The organism is Novosphingobium aquae (genome assembly GCF_037572715.1).
Classification (GTDB): domain Bacteria; phylum Pseudomonadota; class Alphaproteobacteria; order Sphingomonadales; family Sphingomonadaceae; genus Novosphingobium; species Novosphingobium aquae.
The window spans coordinates 286,511-307,316 of sequence record NZ_JBBHJY010000003.1 but is presented as its reverse complement, the minus strand read 5'-3'; the positions used below and the strand labels follow the sequence as shown (position 1 = coordinate 307,316).

16 protein-coding genes are annotated in these 20,806 nt (G+C 61.7%); 3 read left to right on the top strand and 13 right to left on the bottom strand.

Annotated elements, in window-relative coordinates:
* Nucleotides 1–4: 4 nt before the first annotated feature.
* Nucleotides 5–706, bottom strand: a complete 702-nt coding sequence (locus WG900_RS08855) for a hypothetical protein (RefSeq protein WP_339966421.1) — start codon at nt 704–706, stop codon at nt 5–7.
* Nucleotides 707–836: 130 nt separating this feature from the next.
* On the opposite strand from WG900_RS08855, the gene WG900_RS08850 reads away from it, so the two are divergent.
* Nucleotides 837–1,667 carry a coniferyl-alcohol dehydrogenase gene (locus tag WG900_RS08850; RefSeq protein ID WP_339966419.1) on the top strand — a complete coding sequence of 277 codons (831 nt, stop codon included), beginning with the start codon at nt 837–839 and terminating at the stop codon, nt 1,665–1,667.
* Between the two features lie 277 nt (nt 1,668–1,944).
* The gene (locus WG900_RS08845) at nt 1,945–4,638 is read left to right on the top strand and encodes a TonB-dependent receptor (RefSeq protein ID WP_339966417.1); all 2,694 of its coding nucleotides are present in this window, start codon (nt 1,945–1,947) and stop codon (nt 4,636–4,638) included.
* Nucleotides 4,639–4,893: 255 nt separating this feature from the next.
* Here the strand turns inward: WG900_RS08845 and WG900_RS08840 are convergent, their stop codons facing one another.
* The 4 genes from WG900_RS08840 to WG900_RS08825 all read right to left on the bottom strand — a co-directional run bounded on the left by WG900_RS08840 (nt 4,894) and on the right by WG900_RS08825 (nt 8,483).
* Nucleotides 4,894–5,622 carry a TetR/AcrR family transcriptional regulator gene (locus tag WG900_RS08840; RefSeq protein WP_339966414.1) on the bottom strand — a complete coding sequence of 243 codons (729 nt, stop codon included), beginning with the start codon at nt 5,620–5,622 and terminating at the stop codon, nt 4,894–4,896.
* 21 nt (nt 5,623–5,643) lie between these two features.
* Nucleotides 5,644–7,119, bottom strand: coding sequence for an aldehyde dehydrogenase family protein (locus WG900_RS08835; RefSeq protein ID WP_339966412.1), 1,476 nt, complete (start codon nt 7,117–7,119; stop codon nt 5,644–5,646).
* A 27-nt stretch (nt 7,120–7,146) separates the two neighbouring features.
* Entirely contained in the window at nt 7,147–7,887 is a 741-nt protein-coding gene (locus tag WG900_RS08830; protein WP_339966410.1) for an SDR family oxidoreductase, read from the bottom strand.
* Nucleotides 7,888–8,024: 137 nt separating this feature from the next.
* Nucleotides 8,025–8,483 (bottom strand): MarR family winged helix-turn-helix transcriptional regulator, encoded by a 459-nt coding sequence (locus tag WG900_RS08825; RefSeq protein WP_339966408.1) that lies wholly within the window; start codon nt 8,481–8,483, stop codon nt 8,025–8,027.
* A gap of 74 nt (nt 8,484–8,557) precedes the next feature.
* On the opposite strand from WG900_RS08825, the gene WG900_RS08820 reads away from it, so the two are divergent.
* Complete coding sequence (locus WG900_RS08820; RefSeq protein WP_339966406.1) at nt 8,558–9,094, top strand: cupin domain-containing protein; 537 nt, start codon at nt 8,558–8,560, stop codon at nt 9,092–9,094.
* On the opposite strand, the gene WG900_RS08815 is transcribed toward WG900_RS08820, so the two are convergent.
* From WG900_RS08815 to WG900_RS08780, 8 genes are all read right to left on the bottom strand, one after another.
* The gene (locus WG900_RS08815; RefSeq protein WP_339966404.1) at nt 9,091–9,945 is read right to left on the bottom strand and encodes an alpha/beta fold hydrolase; all 855 of its coding nucleotides are present in this window, start codon (nt 9,943–9,945) and stop codon (nt 9,091–9,093) included. The two genes, WG900_RS08820 and WG900_RS08815, sit on opposite strands and share 4 nt — an antisense overlap.
* Before the next feature lie 20 nt (nt 9,946–9,965).
* Entirely contained in the window at nt 9,966–11,675 is a 1,710-nt protein-coding gene (locus WG900_RS08810) for a class I adenylate-forming enzyme family protein (protein WP_339966402.1), read from the bottom strand.
* Between the two features lie 17 nt (nt 11,676–11,692).
* Nucleotides 11,693–12,679: an acrylyl-CoA reductase (NADPH) gene (gene acuI, locus WG900_RS08805; protein WP_339966399.1), complete on the bottom strand. Its 987-nt coding sequence runs from the start codon at nt 12,677–12,679 to the stop codon at nt 11,693–11,695.
* 105 nt (nt 12,680–12,784) lie between these two features.
* Nucleotides 12,785–13,447, bottom strand: coding sequence for a TetR/AcrR family transcriptional regulator (locus tag WG900_RS08800; protein ID WP_339966398.1), 663 nt, complete (start codon nt 13,445–13,447; stop codon nt 12,785–12,787).
* A gap of 181 nt (nt 13,448–13,628) precedes the next feature.
* A complete protein-coding gene (locus WG900_RS08795; RefSeq protein WP_339966396.1) occupies nt 13,629–16,373 on the bottom strand; it encodes a TonB-dependent receptor domain-containing protein in 2,745 nt (914 codons plus the stop codon).
* A 290-nt stretch (nt 16,374–16,663) separates the two neighbouring features.
* The gene (locus WG900_RS08790) at nt 16,664–19,078 is read right to left on the bottom strand and encodes a TonB-dependent receptor (RefSeq protein ID WP_339966394.1); all 2,415 of its coding nucleotides are present in this window, start codon (nt 19,076–19,078) and stop codon (nt 16,664–16,666) included.
* Between the two features lie 286 nt (nt 19,079–19,364).
* Nucleotides 19,365–20,045, bottom strand: a complete 681-nt coding sequence (locus WG900_RS08785; RefSeq protein ID WP_339966392.1) for an SDR family NAD(P)-dependent oxidoreductase — start codon at nt 20,043–20,045, stop codon at nt 19,365–19,367.
* A 12-nt stretch (nt 20,046–20,057) separates the two neighbouring features.
* Nucleotides 20,058–20,798, bottom strand: coding sequence for a 3'(2'),5'-bisphosphate nucleotidase CysQ (locus WG900_RS08780; RefSeq protein WP_339966390.1), 741 nt, complete (start codon nt 20,796–20,798; stop codon nt 20,058–20,060).
* Nucleotides 20,799–20,806: the final 8 nt, after the last annotated feature.

The window sequence follows — 20,806 nt, the reverse complement described above, 5'->3', positions numbered from 1 at the left end:
CTCTCTAATCTGCCAGTGGAAGGCGCGCGCCCGGCTTGCTGAAGTCGATGCGCTCGCCGATCCGCTGGCATTTTTCGTGGCGGCCTGGCTGGCTGGCGAAGCAACTGGCTGGCAAAGCGCGCAGGCCTTTTTGTATTTCCCACGGAATTTGCCGGCCGTGCGCCACCAGACTGGCCCACTGCAGCATCCGCGCCTCGTGCCGCTCATCACCCGCCAAGGTAGCGATCCACGGCCTGAGGCCGATCAGGGGAAGGCCCTGCGCAAGATGAGGCGCCAGCATCCGGTCATCCTGCAAGTGCCAGTGCAGCCGTTCCTGCCCATCACGCCGCAAAACCGCTGTCACGCGCCCGTCCTCAGGATCGGAAACCTGCATCTCATAAAGCGTCTGAGCCGCATCGCCGGCGTGCCGCAAGGCCAGTTCAGCAAGGTCGAACAGGTGCGTGCAGTTGGCCTTCTTGTCGACACTGCCCGCGGACGGAGCCAGCGGACGCCCGGCGAAATCGGCCTCCACCTTGGCCACAGCGCCCGGGCACAGGTCCCACGGATGCCGCGCCATCTCCGCCTCGACCCGCGTGACGCTTTCGCCGTCATGATGCAGCGTCACCGCCATGCGGTGGATGTCATCCTCCAACGCCGCCGTCACCGCTCTCGATGACGGCGTAATCAGGAAGCGGCGGCGAAATCCGGGCAGGTTGGCGTCAGGCATGGCCCCAGCCCTACCATTCATTTGCCTGACGCTGCCATCGCGCCCGCGATTTGGCCGCAGGCCTGTTGCCAGCCCCGCCGCCATGCCATTTAGCTTCGCCAACGAAATCGACTTCATGAGGAACCTGAAAATGACCGACGTTCTGGGTTATGCCGGCAAGCGCGTAATTGTCACCGGCTGCTTCTCTGGCATGGGCGAGGCGACCGCCAAGCTCCTCATCGATCTCGGTGCCGAAGTGCACGGCTTTGACTACAAGGCCTGCGACCTGCCGCTGGCCAGCTTCACCCAGGTCGATCTGCGCGATCCCGCCTCGATCGAAGCGGGCGTCGCCGGCCTCGGCGGCGGACGCATCGATGCGCTGTTCAACTGCGCCGGCCTGCCCAATGGCTCGTTCGATCCAATGGACGTCATGAAGGTCAACTTCATCGGCCTGCGCCACCTGACCGAGCTGGTCCTGCCGCTGATGGGCGAAGGCAGCGCCATCGCCAACATCGCCTCAACCGGTGGCCTCGGCTGGAGCCGCAACATCCCCACCAACATGGAATTCGTCACCACCAAGGGCTGGCAGGCCGCCGTCGACTGGTGCACGGCCCATGCGGAAGACGCGGTCAAGGAAGGTTACGCCTTCTCCAAGGAGAACGTGATCGTCTGGACCCAGTTCATGGGCGCCCACCTGATCAAGAAGGGCATCCGCATCAACTGCACCCTGCCCTCGCCCACGCAGACGCCGATGATGGCGGACTTCCACAAGAATTCGGGCAAGGACGTAGTCGATGCCGCCGCCGAGCCGCTGGGCCGCTATTCAACGCCCTATGAACAGGCCGCACCGCTGGTCTGGCTCAACAGCCCGTTTGCCACGATCGTCAACGGCGTGGTCCTGCCTGTCGACGGCGGCTTCATGGGCGGAATTCCCACCGGCCAGATCGACCTGTCGAAGATGATGCGCCGCGCTGCATCCTGAGGGACAAGCACCCGGCACGGAAATGCCCCCTGCCGGGTGCCAATAACTAAGCAAGCTTAGGGTTTCTGCGGTTTCCATCGCCCCCGCGAACTTGACTGACAAGCACCATCCAATAGTCTGAACATGTGATCAGTTGGATGCGTGCTTGCTTGCCCACCGGGTTGCGGCATCTTCCCCTGACTACGATTGCGACCCTGCCCTCTCTGCCCAAACAGAGCTGACAGGGGAACAAATGCCACGGGCAACCGTCCGGGCAAACCGATGGGAGGGGTTTGAAATGCGTACCAGTCATGGCCTGAAATCTATCTTGCTCGCAGCAACGGCGCTCAGCTTTGCCGGCCCTGCTTTCGCGCAGGACGCCGATACCGCGGAAGAGGCATCGGGCAACGATATCGTCGTTGTCGCTCAGCGCGTCGAAGAACGCCTTCAGGACGTCCCGGTCTCGGTGACCGTGCTCAATGAAAAGCTGCTGTCGAACAACAACATCACCTCGGCCAAAGACATTGCGACCTTCACGCCAAGCCTTGTCACCAACAACCGTTACGGCAACGATAACACCACCTGGACCATCCGCGGCTTCACGCAGGAACAGCGCACCACATCGACCGTCGGCACCTATTTCGCCGATGTCGTCGCACCCCGCGGTTCGGGCGCAACCCAGGGCGGCGATGGTGCCGGCCCGGGCTATCTGTTTGATCTGGCCAGCGTCCAGGTGCTGAACGGCCCGCAAGGCACCCTGTTCGGCCGCAACTCCACCGGCGGCGCCGTGCTGCTGGTGCCCAAGCGCCCGACATCTGAATTCGAAGGCTATGTCGAAGGCTCGATCGGCGACTACAACCTCCGCCGCGTGCAGGCCGTGGTCAACATTCCGGTCATGGACTCGCTGCGCATCCGCCTCGGCGTGGATCGCAACAAGCGTGACGGCCATCTCGTCAACGCTGGCAAGATCGGCTTCGGACCGTACGGTGACGCCGGCGGAAGCACCGATTACATCGCATTGCGCTTCTCGGCAGTTGCCGACCTTTCACCAGACGTCGAAAACTACACAATCGTCAACTATTCTAAGAGCAAAAGCACCGGCAACCCGCCGAAAATCCTCGATTGCTACAACCTCGTTGCTTGCCAGCAGCAAGCCTATGGCAATCAGACTGGCTGGTGGACGGTCTTCAACGTCCTGCCGGATGCCGGCTCAAAGTCGACCACCTGGCAGATCATCAACCAGACCAAGTGGCAGGTGAATGACAACCTGACGCTGAAGAACATCTTCTCCTACGGCGAATACATCGGCGATCTGAACATCGACCTGTTCGGCCAGTACGGTCTTGTGCCCTCTACGCTGGCTTACGGAACCGAAACGAACGCCAGCCAGGTGAAGCCGTTCAACGTCACCCACATGCTGCCCGGCCAGCACACCAACGCGCAGAGCTCGCTGGTTGAGGAAATCCAGCTTCAGGGCCAGTCGAACGACGGCGTGTTGACCTATCAGGCCGGGCTCTACCTTGAAACGAACCGACCCATCGGCCTTTCGGGAATCCAGTCGACGACGTTCACGCCATGCGTGGACATCAACACGATGAACTGTACGCCGTTCAGCGGCGGCGGTGCCAACTCGCTCGGTCGCCTTTCGTACTCGACCACGATGAACTACTTCGATGGCCGCGCCGTCTATGCCCAGGCCAGCTACAATGCCACCGACCAGCTCAAGTTCACCGGCGGCTTCCGCTACACCTGGGACACGATGCGTTCACAGTTCCAGGTGATCGATATTCGACTCGGCAACCCGATCGTCGCATCGGTCGCTGCGCCGAAGATCTACAACGGCACAACGCTGACTTCGACGACGATCGCCGACTTTGCGGTCTGCACCAACTTCGTCACGTTCGGCGCACAGGGTTCAGCAGCCAACCCCTACCTCCCAATCACCAACCGCTTCGGCATGTGCCAGCAGGACATCACCGCAAAGAGCTCGAAGCCCACCTGGCTGGTGGGCGTTGACTTCAAGCCGATGGAAGACGTGCTGGTCTATGCCAAGTGGTCGCGCGGCTATCGTCAGGCGGGTGTTGCCTCCTTCGCCGCCGACAAGCTGCAGAGCTACAACGCAGAAAAGGTTGATACCTATGAAGCGGGCCTCAAGGCCAGCTGGCGCGGCATGATCCCGGGTTTCTTCAATATCTCGGGATTCTACAACGACTTCCGCGACCAGCAGGTCCAGTTGGGCGTTCAGTGCGTGCCAACCTCGGCTTGCTCGCAGACCACGATCATTCAGAACGTCGGCAAGTCGAAGCTGACCGGTTTCGAAGCTGAACTGGGCATCAAGCCGTTCACCGGCCTGCAACTGGGCGTTGCCTGGGCGCACCTGCGCACGAAGATCATTGAAGTGAACGGAACCAAGGATCCGGTTCTCGCCACGACGTCGATCAGCTCGGCAATTTCGGGTCTCGGCTTGCCGTTCAACGACATTCGCCCGCCGCTTCCGGGTCAGGAATTGCCGAATTCGATCCCCGACAAGATCGTCGCCAACGGCAGCTATACCTTCCCGCTCCCTGCATCAGTTGGCAAGCTGACGGTTTCAGCAACCTGGGTCTGGCAGTCGAGCTACAAGGCCGTGGCTGACAACGCGGTTGGCTGCGTCTCGACGAATTACTACAACAGCACCACGTCCTCGACGACACTGGGCAGCTGCACCTATACGCCGCTGCCAACCGCCAGCGTTCCGAACCCGACTGCGATCACCATTGCAAACGGTGTCTCCACCGTCGGCGGCGGTCGCATTCCGAAGCAGAACTTCGGCAACATCAACGTGACCTGGGAAAACATCGGCGGTCTGCCGGTCGATCTCAGCGCCTACGTTACCAACGTCACCAACCAGAAGATCGTCCTGCACCTCAACACGCAGGAAACGCAGGGCCTGCGTTCGGGCTTCATCGGCGAACCGCGCATGTACGGCTTCCGTGCCAAGGTGCGGTTCTGATCTGACGTTTGCCGTTACGGCGCAATGATGGGGCGGGCCAGCGAAAGCGGCCCGCCCTTTTCTTTGGGTGCAGTGGTGTGGAATTATTGACCTACCGTCAGCTTCTTCTCGACAGGCTCAGGAGTAGAATACGTTAAGTACGGTGCAGTCCAGCACGCGCCCGCTCAGCCTGAACCTGTCGAAGGCGGCGCACTCCCCTCACCCGATTTCTAGATCGCGCAGAAATGCCCGATCCTCAGGCATGAAGCACAAGCGTCAGCCAGCCTGTTGGCGGCAGTCGCGCACGGCCAGCACGAACAGGCGGGTCAGCGGCTCAACCACGTTGGTATTGCGCGGGCCGAACGCGCGTTCGATCATGGCCGGGGTAATCGTATCCGTTGCCACGGTTACCGCGCGTTCAAGCCCGGTCATCAGGACCGAGGCCATGTTCCCTGCCTCGGCACTGGGCTGGCCGCCGGGAAGCGCCATCTGTTTGCGAAGCAGGGCAATAGTCGGTTGGGCAGTGCGGACGCGGGCCATCATCATTCGCTCGTCGTATTGGTCAGCCATGTTGTTACGCAGGTGGAGCACCCGGCTGTGCTTGGTCCAGAAATCGAAATAGGCCTGAACGAACGAACGGCAGCGTTCTTCCAGTTCTTCGTCGGGCCAGTATTCGCTCAGTTCACGGAAATAGCCGTCTGTCGCGTCCTCCATCACCGGACGCAACACAGCGAGGAGAAGCTCGGTTAGGTCAGTGAAATAGAGATAAAGCGAAGTCATCCCCAGGTTCGCCTTGCGCGCCACGGCGCTCAGCGAAATCGGCACTTCGCTTCCTTCGGCTATGACTTCGGCAGCGGCGCTCAGGATGCGTTCCCGGGTAGCCTGCCCTTTGCGGCCAAGCTTTTGTCCGTTGAGGTTATGACTGACGTCCACGTCGCCGAGGGCGTCGGCCAGATGGCCAGAATGTCCGGCCTCTGGCTCAATCGACTTCAGTGCTGCCCCCATGCGTCACGTTTCCCGTCCAGATCAGCCAAAGCTGCCGATGGCGACCAGTTTCGGCTCGAGATATTCCTCGATCCCTTCCACGCCCCATTCACGGCCGACGCCGCTAGCCTTGACGCCGCCGAAAGGCAAGTCGCCGGCGATGCACATGCCGTTGTTGATTGAGAAGGTTCCCGCATGAATCCGCCGGGCAATCTTCAAGCCGCGCTCGACGTCGCCGGTGCAGACGCCGCCCGAAAGGCCATAGGCGCTGTCATTGGCGATGCGGATCGCGTCTTCATCGTCATCGAAGGGAATGACGACCACGACCGGGCCGAAGATCTCTTCCTGGGCGATGCGCATGTCATTGGTGACATCAACGAAGCAGGTCGGTTCGATCAGGTAGCCGGGCCCCTTGTCAGGCCGCGCTTTGCCGCCGGCGAGCAGCGTTGCTTCCGACTTGCCGACCTCGATCAGGCCAAGCACGCGCTCGTACTGCTTGCGGTTGACCACGGGGCCCATGGTGTGGGCGGGGTTTTCCTGCTCGCCCCAGTTGTCGCCGAAATTCTCGTAAGTTGCCTTAAGGATTGCTTTGGCTTCCTCATACCGACTGCGGTGCACCAGCAGGCGCGATTGTACGGCGCAGCCTTGGCCGGCGTGGTTCGTGAGCATGCCCATGGCAACATCGCGTTCGAACAGGGGGTCATCCTCAAGCACAATGCGCGCCGACTTGCCGCCGAGTTCGAGGAACACGCGTTTCAGGCTCTCCGCACCCTGCTGCATGATCCGTTTGCCGACTGCGGTCGATCCGGTGAAGCTGATCAGGTCAACGCGCTTGTCGGTCACCAACATTTCACCTGCGAGAGCAGGGTCGGCACCGAAGACGACGTTCATGACGCCCTTGGGAATGCCGGCTTCGTTGGCCAGCTCGCCGAAGATTGCGCCCATGCTCGGGGTATCCGGCGCTGGCTTGAGAATTACGGTGCAGCCGGCGAGCAGAGCTGCGACGACCTTGCCGACGTTGACATAAAGCGGCGCGTTCCATGGGGTGATCGCACCGACAACGCCAATCGGTTCGTGATAGGACTTACGGACATTCTTCATGCCCCAGGCCTCCCGCGTGCCGTAGTCTCGCTCCCATTCAACGCGCGGGAACACGTCAAGATAGTCCTGCCATCCGGCAAGCGCCATTGCCACCTGCTCGCGGTTCACCGATCCGCGCGCGCATCCGCCTTCGTTGATCGCGATCTCGGCAAGGCGGTCGAAGTTCGCCTTGAACAGGTCGAGGTACTTCGTGCAAATTTCGAGGCGCTTCTGGCGGTTGGAATCGTGCGACCAGTCGGTGCAATCGAATGCGCGCCGCGCTGCGACGATGGCGGCTTCGACGTCTTCAGCCGAAGCGTCAGCCGCCGTGTTGATCGGCGCATCGGTCCACGGGCTGATGACATCAAAGGTCTTGCCGCCAGCGGCGTCGCGCAATTCACCATCAATGAACAAGCGGGCGGGAGTAAGAGTCGTCATGAAATCAGGTTCCTGTCTGTCGGAATGTCAGTTGCGCGGGCGGCCGGAGGTCCAGACCATCGGCATGTGAAGGTCGGGCGGAAGATCCACGATCGTGCGGAATTGATCGGCAACCGAATTGTAATGCGAGATGCCGCGATCGCGCAGGTTGATGCCGACCTTGGCATTCTCCATCGCAAAGCGCATCGAAACGTCGGGGTCCCAGTTCGAACCGGTCTTCGTCTCGTCCATCATCTGCCCGCAGCGGGCGATGGTGACGCGGACGCCCTCTGCCTCAAGCTCGCGGATCCACATTTCGGAGATCAGCTCGAGCGCCGCCTTGGTGCCGGCATAGAGCCAAAGCATCGGCATTTTCAGCGGCGCGGATTCGCTTGTCACGTTGATGACATGGCCACCGCCACGCAGCAGCGGTATGGCGAAATGGGTTACATAGAGAGGCCCGGAAAGGTTGGTTTCGACCTGCGCCTGAATCTGGTCCGGGCGCACCTCGGCAACTGTAAACGGTTCATAGATCGCGGCGTTGTTGATCAGTACGTCGATCTTGTCGACGTGCTTAGCAATCTCGGCAAAGGCGGCTTCGACCGAGGCGGCATCGCGGACGTTGCACTCAATCGACAGGTGCCCCTCGCCCAGTTCCGCTGCCACGGCATCGATCTTGGACTTGGTGCGGCCCAGCAGGATGATGCGGTCACCGTCCTTGGCAAAGCGGCGGGCGATGGCGCGGCCAAGGCCGTCCCCGGCACCGGTAATGGCGATAGTTTTGCCCACGTTCAGTTCGATCCTCTCAGCTAAGGCAGTGGCTTCGCAATAAGCCCCATTGCAGACAAGGGCCTTGCGTATCGCGCGCGCGATTGTTCCGGCGCCGGCAAATCAAATCACGTGAATTCAGCAACTTGTGTTTACGACTATGCTTTACGGGACAAGTTTGACCGCATGACCTGCATCGCCGTTATCAGCCCGTCACGCTCAGCCTGCGACAATCCTTCCTGCGCCGCATCGATTGTGTCCAGCGCCAGCGGGCGCAACTGGACGAGCAGTTCCTGCGCCTTGTCGGTAAGGAACAGGCGCCAGGCCCGCCGGTCGGCCGGGTCGGGCCGGCGCTCGACCAGCGCGGCGTCCTGCAGGCGGTCAACCATGCGGCCAAGCGTGATCGGTTCGACTTCGAGCAACTCGGCGAGTCCGCCCTGATTGATACCTTCGTTGACAGACAGGATCGAGACGACCTGCCATTGCGGCCGTGTCATGCCCAGCAACCGCGCCTTTTCATCAAAGGTGCGGCGCATCAACCGCGAGACCTGCGCCATCAGCATGGCTATGTTCTCGTCTTTGCCGGGGTTTTCGGTTTTTCCGGGGTTTTCATCCATGGCTGGTCAATAATAGCAATGCTCATTATATTCCAGAACAATTCCGATACGCTGACAAAGGCAGGAACCCTGCGATGACTGACACCGCTACGAAGCCCCCGCCGCCCTTCGAGGTTTACCGCGCCCGTGATGCCGGCAATTTTGAGGAAGCCGGCATGATGCACGGCGATGGCAAAATCTCCGACACGGTTGGCGAAGCGAGCATGGCGCTGGTGAACGAGGGCATGCTGGAGGGGAGCAAGCTGCGCGTCCTCTATCGCCGTCCGGGAGGATTCAGCCTGTCCTACGCCTGGTTCAAGAGCGGCTTTCCCTTGCCGCTGCACAGCCATTCGACGCCTTGTCTCTACTATGTCGTCGCCGGATCGCTGCGCATCGGCACTCAGGAGCTCGGCCCAGGCGATGGCTTCTATCTCGATGCCAACACGCCCTATATCTACACACCCGGCCCTGACGGTGTGGAAGTGCTAGAGTTCCGCGACACCGACCGGTTCGATATAAAGATCCGCAGCCGCAACGTGAAATGGTGGCACAAGGCGCTGGATAAGCTGAAGATATCGAAGCTGTCGTGGCCGGGACAGACGAAGCCGCCATCCGGGCTCGATATTCCCTAGGCGTCAAGCATCGTCAGGATTGAAGGCACCAGTTTCGAAAAACTTTCGAACAGCCCGCCGCGACCAGCCATACTGGCGTCGAGCCGCTCCAGCCATTCTCGGTCGCCCCACGGTGGTTCACAGAGTACTGCGCCCGGGATCAGCGCCGCCACGGCTTCGCTGGTTTCGCGCGGATGGTGGAGGTCAGATGCGCCACCGCGCAGCACCGTGACCGGGAGGTTCAAAGCCTGCATCTGGGCGCGTGTAACGCAGGGGATCGGCGCGTCGGTCGGAAAATAGGCATCGGCCCAGCGGCGCATGGTTGCAACGAATGCATGGCGGTCCTGAGCGAGGATACGATCACGGTTGGCCGGCCAGCGGGTCAGCGGTTCCTGCCAGCCGGGAAGCGCCAGCACGGCTTCCATCCCGTGTGTCGCCGCTGCCAAGGCCGCATCGGCGCAATAGAAGATCGGCAGCGTGGCAATGCCGATTGCGCCGCCGGAGAGCCATTGGACATGCAGGCCGCTCACGACATCGGGATGATGGATCGCCGCAACAATCGCTTCGCGCGCACCGCCCGACGCCGCGACGATCAGCGCCGGGGCCAGCCCGGTCGCCCATAGCAATTCAGCGAGCGCATCGGCGTTCTGGCGCGTCTCGCTCTCACCGGTGAACAGCACCTCGCTCTCGCCGCAGTTGGGGCGGTCATAGATCAGGACGCGGCAATCATGCGCGGCCAACGCTTCAGCGAGTTGCCGCACGCCCGGCGTCTCGCGAGAAAAGCGCCCGCCCGGCGTGATGGCAACGGAGCGCGCGCCATCGCCGATCACTTCATAGGCCAGCGAGGCGCCGTTGATGTCCAACCTTGGCATTCGTCACGCGCCTTTTCGTGTCAGACCTCCGAAGCCAGCCTTTCGGTCGCGAGCTTGCGGAGTTCGGCGATCTTGATCTTGGAACTGCCCGTGGTTTCTAGTTCGTCCTCGGCAAAGAACAACACACGGCGCGGCACCTTGTAGCTGGCCAGTTTGGTCTTGGCATAGGCCTGCACTTCGCGCTCGCTCACGCTGGCCCCGTCGTGCGCCACGATACAGGTGACGACCAGTTCACCGAGCAGGTCATCCGGCACACCGACGGTCTTGGCGACTTTCACGCCCGGGCAATCGCGCAAGTGGTCGTCGATCTCGATCGGGGAGACGTTGGCTCCGCCAGTCTTGATGATGTCGTTGAGCCGGCCTTCCCACCACAGACGGCCCTCGCGGTCGATGTAGCCGCCATCGCCGCAGCGCAGGAAGCCTTCGTCGTCGAGCGAGTCTGCGAGCGGCACGCCGATATAGCCGAGCATGAGCGTCGGCCCTTTGACGGCAATCTCACCGCGCTCACCCAGAGGCATCACCTCGCCGGTCATCGGGTCGACGATCTTTATTGTCGCACCGGCGGTTGGCACGCCGTGACTGCCCAAGGCGACCTCCTCGGGCGTGTTCGCCGGATAGGTCGAGATCAGCGTGAACGTCTCGGTGTTGCCATAAGCGTGGAAGGGTTCCTTCCACACGCTGTTGACCGTCGGATGCTGCGCCAATGGCGTGTCGCGATCAATATAGGACAGGCTGGAGAGATCGACAGTGGCGTAGTTCGGCGCCTCGATCAACTGCTGCCACTGGTGCGGCCAGGCAAGGACCATGGTCCCCTTCTCCGCCTCCATCAGCGCCAAAGCTTCACCTGCATCGAACCAGCGTTGCAGCAGGAGCGAGCCGCCTGAAGACAGCGTTCCGCCGAGCGCCATGGCGAAATTGCCCGACCAGAAGAACCCGTTGGCCGACCATGTGCGCGGCGATGTCGTCAGGTCATACCACTGCGCCCAGCGCCAGAGCTGCAGGCAGACGCCGCGGTGGGCCGAGAGAATGCCCTTGACCTTGCCGGTCGAGCCTGACGAGAAGAACAGCACGCCGGGATCGCTGGCGACCACGGCATCGGCACGGGCCAGAACGACCGACGGATCGACTGACTTTCCGGTGCCGAGGAAGGTCGACCAGCCCTCGATCCCGCCCAGCCCCGTATCGCTATCGATAACCGCGGCATGGGTGAGGAAGGGCAACTTTTCCGAGGCGAGATCGCCCGGCGTTGCTTTTGCGATCAACGGTTCGATGTCGATCAGCATCTGCGCAAAGTCCTTCTTCAGGACATGGCGTTCAAGCAGCAGGACCGAACACCCGCTTTCCTTGAGCACGACTTCCAGTTCGGCAGCGGTGAAGAAGGTCGAGATCGTGGTGGCAACCCCGCCCGCGAGCGCGGTTCCGAAGGCACAGGAGAGGAACTCGAGCCGATTGGTGGCAAGAATGCCTACCCGCGTGCCGCGCCCTACCCCGCAGGCGAGGAGCGAACGCGCGACTTCCATCGAGCGTTCGAGCAGCTCGTCATAGGTCCAGCGATATGCCTTGCCATTCAGATGGATGACCGCTGCTTCGCTGGGGCCGTAGCGGCGGGCAATCTCGCGAACATATCCGCCAAGGGTAAGCGGGCCGATGCCTTCCTCCGCGCCCAGAGGGATGCCCTGAGAGATGGAAAGCCCGGCTTCCAGATCGATGATTGCCCGCGGTGTCGCCACGTTGCCTGCCTCTCCGCTCAGCGGTTCACGTCAACCACGATGCGGCCGCGGACCTTGCCGTCGATCAGGTCGTCGGCGGCCTGGATCGCTTCGGCGAGGCCGATGGTCTTGCTGCCGATGAGCGCCAGCAGGTCCTTGTCGAGATCACGGGCGAGACGTTCCCATGCCGCCATGCGCGGGGCGATCGGGCAGTTGACCGAATCCACGCCGAGCAGCGCAACGCCGCGCAGGATGAACGGCATCACGGTGGTCGCTAGGTCCGATCCCTGCGCCAGTCCGCAAGCCGCAACCGCGCCGCGATACTTGATTGCGGCGATGGCATTGGCCAGCGTGTGGCTGCCGACCGAATCGACCACGCCGGCCCAGCGTTCGCGCTGGAAAGGCTTGCCCGGAGCGGAGAGGTCTGCACGATCGATGATCGAGGTCGCACCCAGCTTGGTCAGGTATTCCGCTTCGGAAGCCTTGCCCGACGATGCGACAACGGTGAAGCCCGCCTTGGCCAGCAGCGCCACGGCAACCGAGCCAACGCCGCCGGTCGCGCCGGTGACGAGGACTTCGCCCTGATCCGGCTTGACGCCATGATTGACCAGCGCATCGACGCAGAGGGCAGCCGTATAGCCCGCCGTGCCGACCGCCATGGCCTGTTCCCCGGTGAAACCGGCGGGCAGCTTGATCAGCCAGTCTCCCTTGAGCCGCGCCTTCTGCGAGAGGCCGCCCCAGTGGCCTTCACCCACGCCCCAGCCATTCAGGACAACAACGTCGCCCACGGCAAAGCCCGGATTGCTGCTTTCGCTAACGGTGCCGACGAGGTCGATGCCGGGAACCATCGGGAACTTGCGCACGACCGGGCCACGGCCGGTGATGGCAAGGCCATCCTTGTAGTTCAGCGTCGAGTGCGACACATCGATGGTGACATCGCCTTCAGGCAGTGCCGCTTCATCTAGCTGCTGCACGGAAACGGTCTGGCCTTCATCGTTCTTGTCGATCACGATCGCGGAAAACATGGGTTCTGTCCTTGTGGTTCGCAGGCGCGGCGTCGCACCCGTTTGAAATGGATTGCCCGACTTCCAAGCTGCAATGCTAGGCCCGGCGCAATGCGGTGCAAGGCACTATCGCGGCGGCGATACGGGCTTTGCGGCCAGACGTTCGGCAATGGCGGGAAAGCGGGCGTGCTGCATCGATCCGTACATCGACAGGCGCATGCACTCACGGGCGAAACGCCGGGCGAGTTCGCCGCGCTCCTCGCTGTCCTGTGCATGGGCACCGGCCCAGACCGGCCACATGAACGCACCTGACAGGACGATCACTGAAAGCACCTCGGCATCGACACCGGGCTCGGCAAGGTCCGTCGCCGCAAACCGACCGATGGAACCAACATATTCGCGCCAGAAGGGGTCGGCAGCGGGATCCGGAGAGGCGAGGACCTGAAGCAGCCAGACCCGGCACAGCTCCGGGTTCGACATGGCAAAGTCGGCGAGCCGCTCCGTGAGGTCGGCCGGATCGACATTCTCCACCTGGCGCTCACCGATGGTGGCAGGATCACCGAAGACGGCGCGGAACATCTTGTCGGACGCCCATTCAACCGTCGCAGCGATAAGGTTCTCGCGCGTCTCGAAGTGCTGGTAAGCGGTGCCGCGATTGACCCCGGCGGCCTGGGCGACTTCGGACAGGCTCACCCCTTCCGGCCCCGCGCGGGCGAGCAGGGCAGATGCGGCTTCAAGAATAGCCTCGCGCGTCGCCACCGGGTCACGCGGCCTTCGCGTCAATTTCACAACCTGCCCCGGCATTCATCGTCCCCATCGCTGATCAACAGCACTGTTGACTAATCACTGCCTCAAGCCGCGCGATGATGCAAATCAAACGAAAAGGGCTGGTCAAACGAATGAGCTGGTCAAACGAAAGCGGCCGGAGGTTTCCCCCCGGCCGCAATTTCGTTCAGGTCGTGTGTAGCGATCAGAACTTCTTGCTAGCTCCAATCTTGAACACGCGGCCGATCGTCCAGTTGGTGTACGGGATGAAGCTTGCCGAACCACGCCGGGTGGTCTGCGGCTTTTCTTCGAACAGGTTGTCGATGCCAAGGCGCAGCGACGTACCTTCGAGAGCACCGGTGCCCTCGCCAAACTCGTAACCCATCGCCAGATTGATGACGGTGAAGGGGTTCACGCGCAGGCCACTCGTGCCGGCGTTGTTCGGGTTGGGATCAGTGAACTTGCCGGTATAGTTGACGGTTACGCGGGTCGAGAACCCACCAACCTTGACGCCGGTGTAAAACGCGGCGGTGATTGCAGGCTGGAACGGCAGTTCATTGACCGCGACGCCGAAATTGGTGAGCGCCTTGGTCTGCTTGTTGCCGCTGATGCCAGCCGACACCTGACCGAAGTCGTAATCGTGACGCCAGTCGATGTGGAAGTCGACGCCCTCGATCTTGGCCGTACCGATGTTCGAAGTACGACGGTCGACGACAAATGCCACAGCATCTGACGTAATCGAGATCTGCGAAGCATTGGTCAGCTGCGCGAGAAGCGCTGCGTAGGTTGCTGGGAACGTGGTCGGCCCGGTATTGTAATAATAGAGTTCCGGGTTCGTCGTGTAGGTCGTCAGGTTCTGCGGGTTCACGGCTGCAAGAATATCCTTGAAGTCGATCGAGTAGAACTGCGCACCGATGTTCAGCCCGCTGTTCGGGGTAACCTCGAAGCCGACCGCCCAGCTTTCCGAAGTCTGCGGACGGGTGCCCTTCTTGGTTCCATCGAGGATCATGGCGTGAGTGCCAAAGCCAAGGTCATTCGCCGGGGCCGGATCGCTCGGGCGGCGGGTCGGATCAGAGCTGCCCGCAACGTACTGGTTGAGCGCAAAACGACCGGTAGCGATACCCAGTCCGTCAACTGCCGTTGGCGCGTTGAACGACTTGCTCCAGTGACCATAGATCTTCAGCCATTCGGTCGGCTTGAAGGCCGCGCCAAGGCTGGGGTTCGTAGTCGATCCAAAATCGCTGTAATCGTCGTAACGCAGTGATGCCGACAGGTCGAGGAATGGCATGACCGGCAGCGACACTTCGCCGAAGGCTGACTTGCTGTTGCGGCTGTACGATTGATAGGCCGCATTGTTGATCGCACCGAAACGACCAGCGTTGAGGCGGCTCTGCGCCTTGTTCGACTGGTATTCGAGACCAACCGCGACCTTTGCATCACCGCCCGGAAGCGGGAAGATCGGACCGTCAGCAACCACGCGGGCAACGAACATGGACTGCTTTGTCTGCTGTGCGCTGGTGAAGTCAGTGATGTCGGTGATGACCGCCGCGCTTGCCGCAGCAACGTTGAGCGGGTTGAGCTGACCGGCGGCAATTGCCGGGGTAGTACCCGAAGCCGCGCAACCGGTGATGTAGCACTGGGCCAAGACAGTATTGGTGCTCGGGAACGACTGATAGTTGTCCGAACGACCATAGTGCGCCGTGGTCTTGACCTGCCAGTCGCTGCCCATCTTGACGGTCAGTTCCGGAGTCACGCCCCAGGTTTCAAAACCAACAGTGTTCGGCGTGTTCACATAAGCGGCATTGGGCGTAAAGCGGAAGCCAACGCCTTCGTTCACCTGGAAGGTGGTACCCGGTGTGGTCGCAGCTGCGGCCGGGAACATCGTGACAAGAGTGCCACCGGTAACCCCGCTGCCAGCCGAGGTGAAGCCGCGCGGCACGATCGGCAGGATGGTGTCACGCTTTGCCCAATAACCGGTAACGCGCAGATCGATATTCTCGCCGAATTCCTGCGTGACCGCGGCATAGACGTTATAGCGCTTCACTTCCGGTGAATAGGTTGCCTCACCAAGGGCGTCGCAGCCCGTACCGAGCGAGAAGGTGCCAGCGCCCGGTGCGGCCGGGTTATTGGTGAATTGGCTAGAACCGGCACCAAAGCGGAACCAGCGGCTCACTGTCTGCTGCGGCGTATCGCACTGGGTTCCCGTGAATGTGCCAACGCCAGCGGCGTTGTAGATCTTGGAATCGTACCAGGTCGTTTCGTTGTTAAGGACCGATTCGCGCTTCGCATAGGAAGCCGAGATATAGGCATTGCCGGTCGCCCAGCTCTTGCCGACGGTCAGTGCGCCATCCCAATAGGAATAGCCCTTGATCGTGTCGCCCTTGCCATAGTTGAGGTCGACCTTGATGCCTTCGAACTTGCGCAGGGTGCGGAAGTTGATCACGCCCGAAACCGCATCCGCGCCGTAAAGCGATGAGCCGCCATCGGTGACGATGTCGAGGCCTGCGATTACCGCAGAGGGGATCACGTCGACGTCGATTGACGACTGATTGACGCCCATCGGGGCCATGCGGAAACCGTCAACGAGCACAAGTGCCGTGCCGCCCGAGGCCGAGTTGGCACCCGGCAGGTTACGCAGGTTAGGACGGTTGATCGAAAGGCCGGTACCAACGCCGCGCGGATCGACTTCGAACCGGCCGTTGAAGGCGTTAGAAATCTGCGGGACCAGGCCAAGCAGTTCGTTGGTGGAAACAGCGCCCTTTTCGGCGATTTCAGCAGCATCGACAGAAAGCGTCTGGGAACCGGTAACTTCGGTACCGCGGATCAGGGTGCCAACAACGACAATGCCTGCTTCATCCTTTTCGGTCTCATCAGCATCCTGCGCGAAAGCGGGTGCGGAAAGCGACAAAAGGCTAACACTCGCAAACGCGAGACCTCGAATAGACAACATGAATTCCCTCCCAATGGTACGGACCGGTGACTGCTCCGAAGGCAGTTTTGACGCCTGTCCGGTGTCATTTCATATTGACAGAGAACCGGTATGACCAGTGGCCGCCCATCGCACGGGCGTTTGTTCACTGGTGAACTAAGAGGGAAGCGACGCAATTTTGCCGCTTGTTGCGCCCATGCAACATCAGGCCGGACGCACTGCAATAGTTCAATGGCGGAAGGTCATGTCCGGCGGCCCCAAGCGAAACGGCCGGAGGATCGCTCGCCCGGCCGCTTTGTGCTTCGCTAAGATCAGCGCGAACCGAACGCCAGGCGCAGGTTGATGCCGAACTCGCGCGGCTCGGTCACGCCGATGCCGTAGTAGTTGCTGGTCGAAAGCGGACCCGACGAGGTCACCGGACCACCCAGCGGGATGCCGCCGCGCAGAGTGGTAACCGCAGGACCATTGCTACGGTTCAGCACGCGGAAGGTGTTGGTGATGTTCTTGCCATAGAGCGAGACTTCCCACTGGCCGTCCGGCGCACGCACGCCGGCATACATGTTGAGCAAGCCATAAGACTTCACATCATCGAAGGCGTTGACGGGATCGTTGACCGAATTGCCCTTCCACGTGAACAGGCCGCGCAGGTAGCCATTCATGCTGTCGCTCAGCGGCACGTTGTATTCACCCTGAACCGTACCGCTCCAGCTTGGGGCGAGGTTCGAATTGAAGGCCACCGTGCACTGATCGATGTTGTTGGCACCGACATCGGCTTCAAGCTGGGCCAGCGTCGGCGGGGCGCTGACGATGTCAGGCGCGCCGTCGTTGTTCAGGTCAAGGCAGGGAATGGTCCCATCCTTGATCCGGCCCTTCGAGTAGGCAAGGATCGTGCTGAGCGAGATGTTGTCATTCGGACGGAACGCCAGTTCAGCCTCGAAGCCCTTCACATCCACCGGAACGCCCGAAACGTAGTTGAACGGGGTCACCGTGCCGCCGGCCGAATTGGTGCGGTCGATGGCGTAGATGCCCGAGGAAGCGCGGTAGGGGTAGTTCTGGAACTTCTGGTAATAGCCAGTCAGGTTGAACGTGACCCTGCGATCAAGCAGCGAAGTCTTGATGCCCGCTTCATACGATTCCGAGGTTTCCGGACCCGTTGCGAGGAAGCTCGCCTGCCGCGCTGAAACGCCGCCGGTCGGGCCGCCGATCGCGACCGTGCTCGGACGCCAGGACGTGCCGGTGCTGGCATAGACCATCACATCGTCAGTGACGTTGTACTTCACCGCCGCCTGATACACCGTCTTCTTTTCGGTGAAGTTGCGGTTGAACAGCGGGTTGACCACACCGCTGACGGCAAGACCCGAATTGTCCTTGTAAGTGATCGAGCGGATGCCGCCCGACAGTTCGAGCCGGTCACCCAGATGCGCGGTCAAGTTGGCGAAGTAGGACTGCTCGCTGTTTTCACCAAATCGGGCGATCGGGGTCAACACGACATTGACGAGGCGCGCAGGCGTTGAGAACGGCGGCGCAATGGCGATGCCGGTGACGCTCTTGAACAGCGTGTCGCTGTCACCCTTGGCCCATAGCGCGCCAACCACGTAGTCGAAGATGCCGCCGATGCGGTCCACGTTCTGGAGGCGGACTTCGTGGCTCGAGTTGTGCGATACGGTATCGGTCGGCTGGCCGAATTCGACCCCGCCCGAGCTATCCACCGCGAAGACCGAGCCCGTGTCCGACGGTGCGAACGACGCGAGGTGCTGGCGCGAGTAGCCACCGACATAGGTCAGCGACTGGCCCGCAAGATTGAGCTTGGCCTGCCAGTCATAGGTCTGGAACAGCTGGTTGTTCGTCTGCGGGGTGCCGATCGCGCTTTGACGGTTCTTGGCGAAAATCGTCACCGGGCTGGCCGCAGCAGAGGTGACCACCTGGTTGACCGATTCCTGCTGGCCGAACTGGATCGTGTCGCGCTTCACCACCTGATAGGCGAAGTCGAGCATCAGCATGTCATCAAGCGGATTGGCGCGGATGCTGGCGCGCAGACCCTTGGTCTTGTCGCTTGGCATCTGCGGGTTGACGATGTCACGCACGTCATTGCCGCGGCCTTCCGCCACAACACCGGCGATGCGTACGCCCAGCTTGTCGGCGATGACCGGAATGTTCAGCGCGGCCTTGGTGTTGAAGCCGTGGAGGTCATTGACGGTGATGTCGGCATTACCGCCCACTTCCGAAAGGTTCGGCCGGCGCGTGTAGACGGTGATCGAGCCCGACGGCGCGGAGCGGCCCTTCAGGGTGCCTTGCGGCCCGCGCAGGACTTCGATCTGGCCGACGTCGAACAGGGCGTTGAACAGCAGGCCGGCGGCGACCGGAACGTCATTCTGGTAGAACTGGATCGTGCCGTTGTTGCCCGAGACGTTCACGTCATAGTTCACGCCGCGCACGGTTGCGGTCACGCCGATGCCGTTGGCGTTGGCGCCCATCGACAGGCCGGGAACGACCGAGGTGACATCCTCGAACTTGCGCAGGTTCAGCTTGGCAATGTCTTCCGAAGTCACGGCCTGGACGACCACCGGAACGTCCTGCGCGCTTTCGTCCTTGCGGCGAGCCTGAACGACGATTTCGTTGGCCGATACCGTTTCGTCCTCGCCCGGCGCTTCCTGCGCGAAAGCGGGCACGGAAAGGGACAGCAAGCTAACCCCGATAAACGAGGCAGCGCGAATTGCGGATTTCATGTCAGGCTTCTCCCAAAGCGTTGGAAACCCGTAGTTAGGGGGTTCTGAGAGAGCGTAAAAGACGCACACCATCGCCCGCGCGATCGCCCCTCTCCCCATACGAAGAGCACAGAAAATAGTTCAACGATTTTCGTTATTTATAGATTAGACGCCGCTAACCGTCGTTAGCGATTTTGCCGCGTTTTCAGACAGGTGTGGCATAAAAATGACACCTGTTCAGTTTTGATTTGCCATGTTTCGCACAAGGCAAGGGAAAAGATTGTGCAGCTGTGCACAAATTCCCAATTCACCCGCCGCGTGAAACCGGAATCAAGGCACCGGTAACCGCCCTCGCCTGATCGGAAGCAAGGAACAGGATGACATCGGCGATCGCTGCCGGTTGAACCCATGTCGAGGTATCGGCGTCCGGCATATCCGAGCGGTTGGTTGGCGTATCAATGATACTCGGCAGGATGGCGTTGACGGTGATTCCCTGCCCCGTCACTTCCTCGGCCAAAGCTTCGGTCAGGCGGTGCACGCCGGACTTGGACGCGGCATAGGCGCCCATGCCCATGCCGGCCTTGATCGCCGCTCCAGCGCCTATATTGACCACGCGTCCCGAACCAGACGCGGCCAGATGGGCTAGCGCGAGCTTGGTGATCGTGGCATTGCTGATCAGGTTCATGGATTGCATGCGCGCCCAGGCATCTATCGAACCGCCTTCCAGCGTTTCCCAAGTGAACCCGCCGGCCACATTGACGAGAACGTCGATGCCGCCGTGGGCAGCCACGACCTTGTCGATTGCCGCAGAAGTCGCAGCGGCGTCCGTCAGATCGACCCCGCCGATGTCCAATGCTCCGGAGACCGGACTATGCGGCGATGGCGCAAAATCGATGCGCGCCACCTTGTCACCTGCAGCCGCAAAGGCCTCTGCGACTGCCTGGCCAAGAACCCCGAAACCTCCCGTGACAATAACCGAACGCGCCATATTCAAACTCCCTCAAACAGAGAGCGCGGCGACCTCGGCCAGCACGCGCTCGGCATGCTCCTTCCGGCAAATCAGCAGGTCGGGCATGTACACGTCCGACTGATTATAGACGAGGGGGCTGCCGTCAATGCGCGAGCAGTGCAAACCATGAGCCAGCGCCACGGCGGCAGGCGCACAGGAATCCCATTCGTACTGGCCGCCCGAGTGCAGATAGATGTCGGCATCGCCCAACACGATGGACATCGCCTTGGCGCCGGCCGAGCCCATCGGCACCAATTCCGCACTCAGCTTCTCGGCCACTTCGGTCGCCTCGCGCGCAGGACGCGTGCGGCTGACAACCATGCGCAGCTTTTCAGGCGCAGGCGGCACCGCGACCGGCGCGTCCGTGCGCAGCACCTTGCCCATGCCGGGCAGGCCGACCGCGCCGATGGACGCAACGCCGTCGATGGCAAGGCCGACGTGGACGGCCCAGTCGGTGCGCTCTTCGCCATATTCGCGGGTGCCGTCGACCGGGTCGATGATCCACACACGCGAATGGGCGAGCCGTTCGAAGTTGTCCTTTTCCTCCTCGGACAGCAACCCGTCATCGGGGCGCTGTTCGCGGATCGCGTGGACGAGGAACTGGTTGGCGGTCTGGTCCCCCGCCTTGCCCAGCGCCTTGGGCGAGAACACTCCCGCCGCGCGCACTTCGATCAGCAGCCGGCCTGCCACCTCGGCAAGGTGAACGGCCAGTTCGGCGTCGGTCATGCTCATCGCCCTGC

Bases quoted from the DNA above. Each gene is read 5' to 3' on its own strand.
- WG900_RS08820 (WP_339966406.1), top strand. From the start codon at position 8,558: ATGACTGACACCGCTACGAAGCCCCCGCCGCCCTTCGAGGTTTACCGC.
- WG900_RS08845 (WP_339966417.1), top strand. From the start codon at position 1,945: ATGCGTACCAGTCATGGCCTGAAATCTATCTTGCTCGCAGCAACGGCG.
- WG900_RS08790 (WP_339966394.1), bottom strand. From the start codon at position 19,078: ATGAAATCCGCAATTCGCGCTGCCTCGTTTATCGGGGTTAGCTTGCTG.
- WG900_RS08785 (WP_339966392.1), bottom strand. From the start codon at position 20,045: ATGGCGCGTTCGGTTATTGTCACGGGAGGTTTCGGGGTTCTTGGCCAG.
- WG900_RS08825 (WP_339966408.1), bottom strand. From the start codon at position 8,483: ATGGATGAAAACCCCGGAAAAACCGAAAACCCCGGCAAAGACGAGAAC.
- WG900_RS08780 (WP_339966390.1), bottom strand. From the start codon at position 20,798: ATGAGCATGACCGACGCCGAACTGGCCGTTCACCTTGCCGAGGTGGCA.
- acuI (WP_339966399.1), bottom strand. From the start codon at position 12,679: ATGTTTTCCGCGATCGTGATCGACAAGAACGATGAAGGCCAGACCGTT.
- WG900_RS08850 (WP_339966419.1), top strand. From the start codon at position 837: ATGACCGACGTTCTGGGTTATGCCGGCAAGCGCGTAATTGTCACCGGC.
- WG900_RS08835 (WP_339966412.1), bottom strand. From the start codon at position 7,119: ATGACGACTCTTACTCCCGCCCGCTTGTTCATTGATGGTGAATTGCGC.
- WG900_RS08795 (WP_339966396.1), bottom strand. From the start codon at position 16,373: ATGTTGTCTATTCGAGGTCTCGCGTTTGCGAGTGTTAGCCTTTTGTCG.
- WG900_RS08815 (WP_339966404.1), bottom strand. From the start codon at position 9,945: ATGCCAAGGTTGGACATCAACGGCGCCTCGCTGGCCTATGAAGTGATC.
- WG900_RS08855 (WP_339966421.1), bottom strand. From the start codon at position 706: ATGCCTGACGCCAACCTGCCCGGATTTCGCCGCCGCTTCCTGATTACG.
- WG900_RS08840 (WP_339966414.1), bottom strand. From the start codon at position 5,622: ATGGGGGCAGCACTGAAGTCGATTGAGCCAGAGGCCGGACATTCTGGC.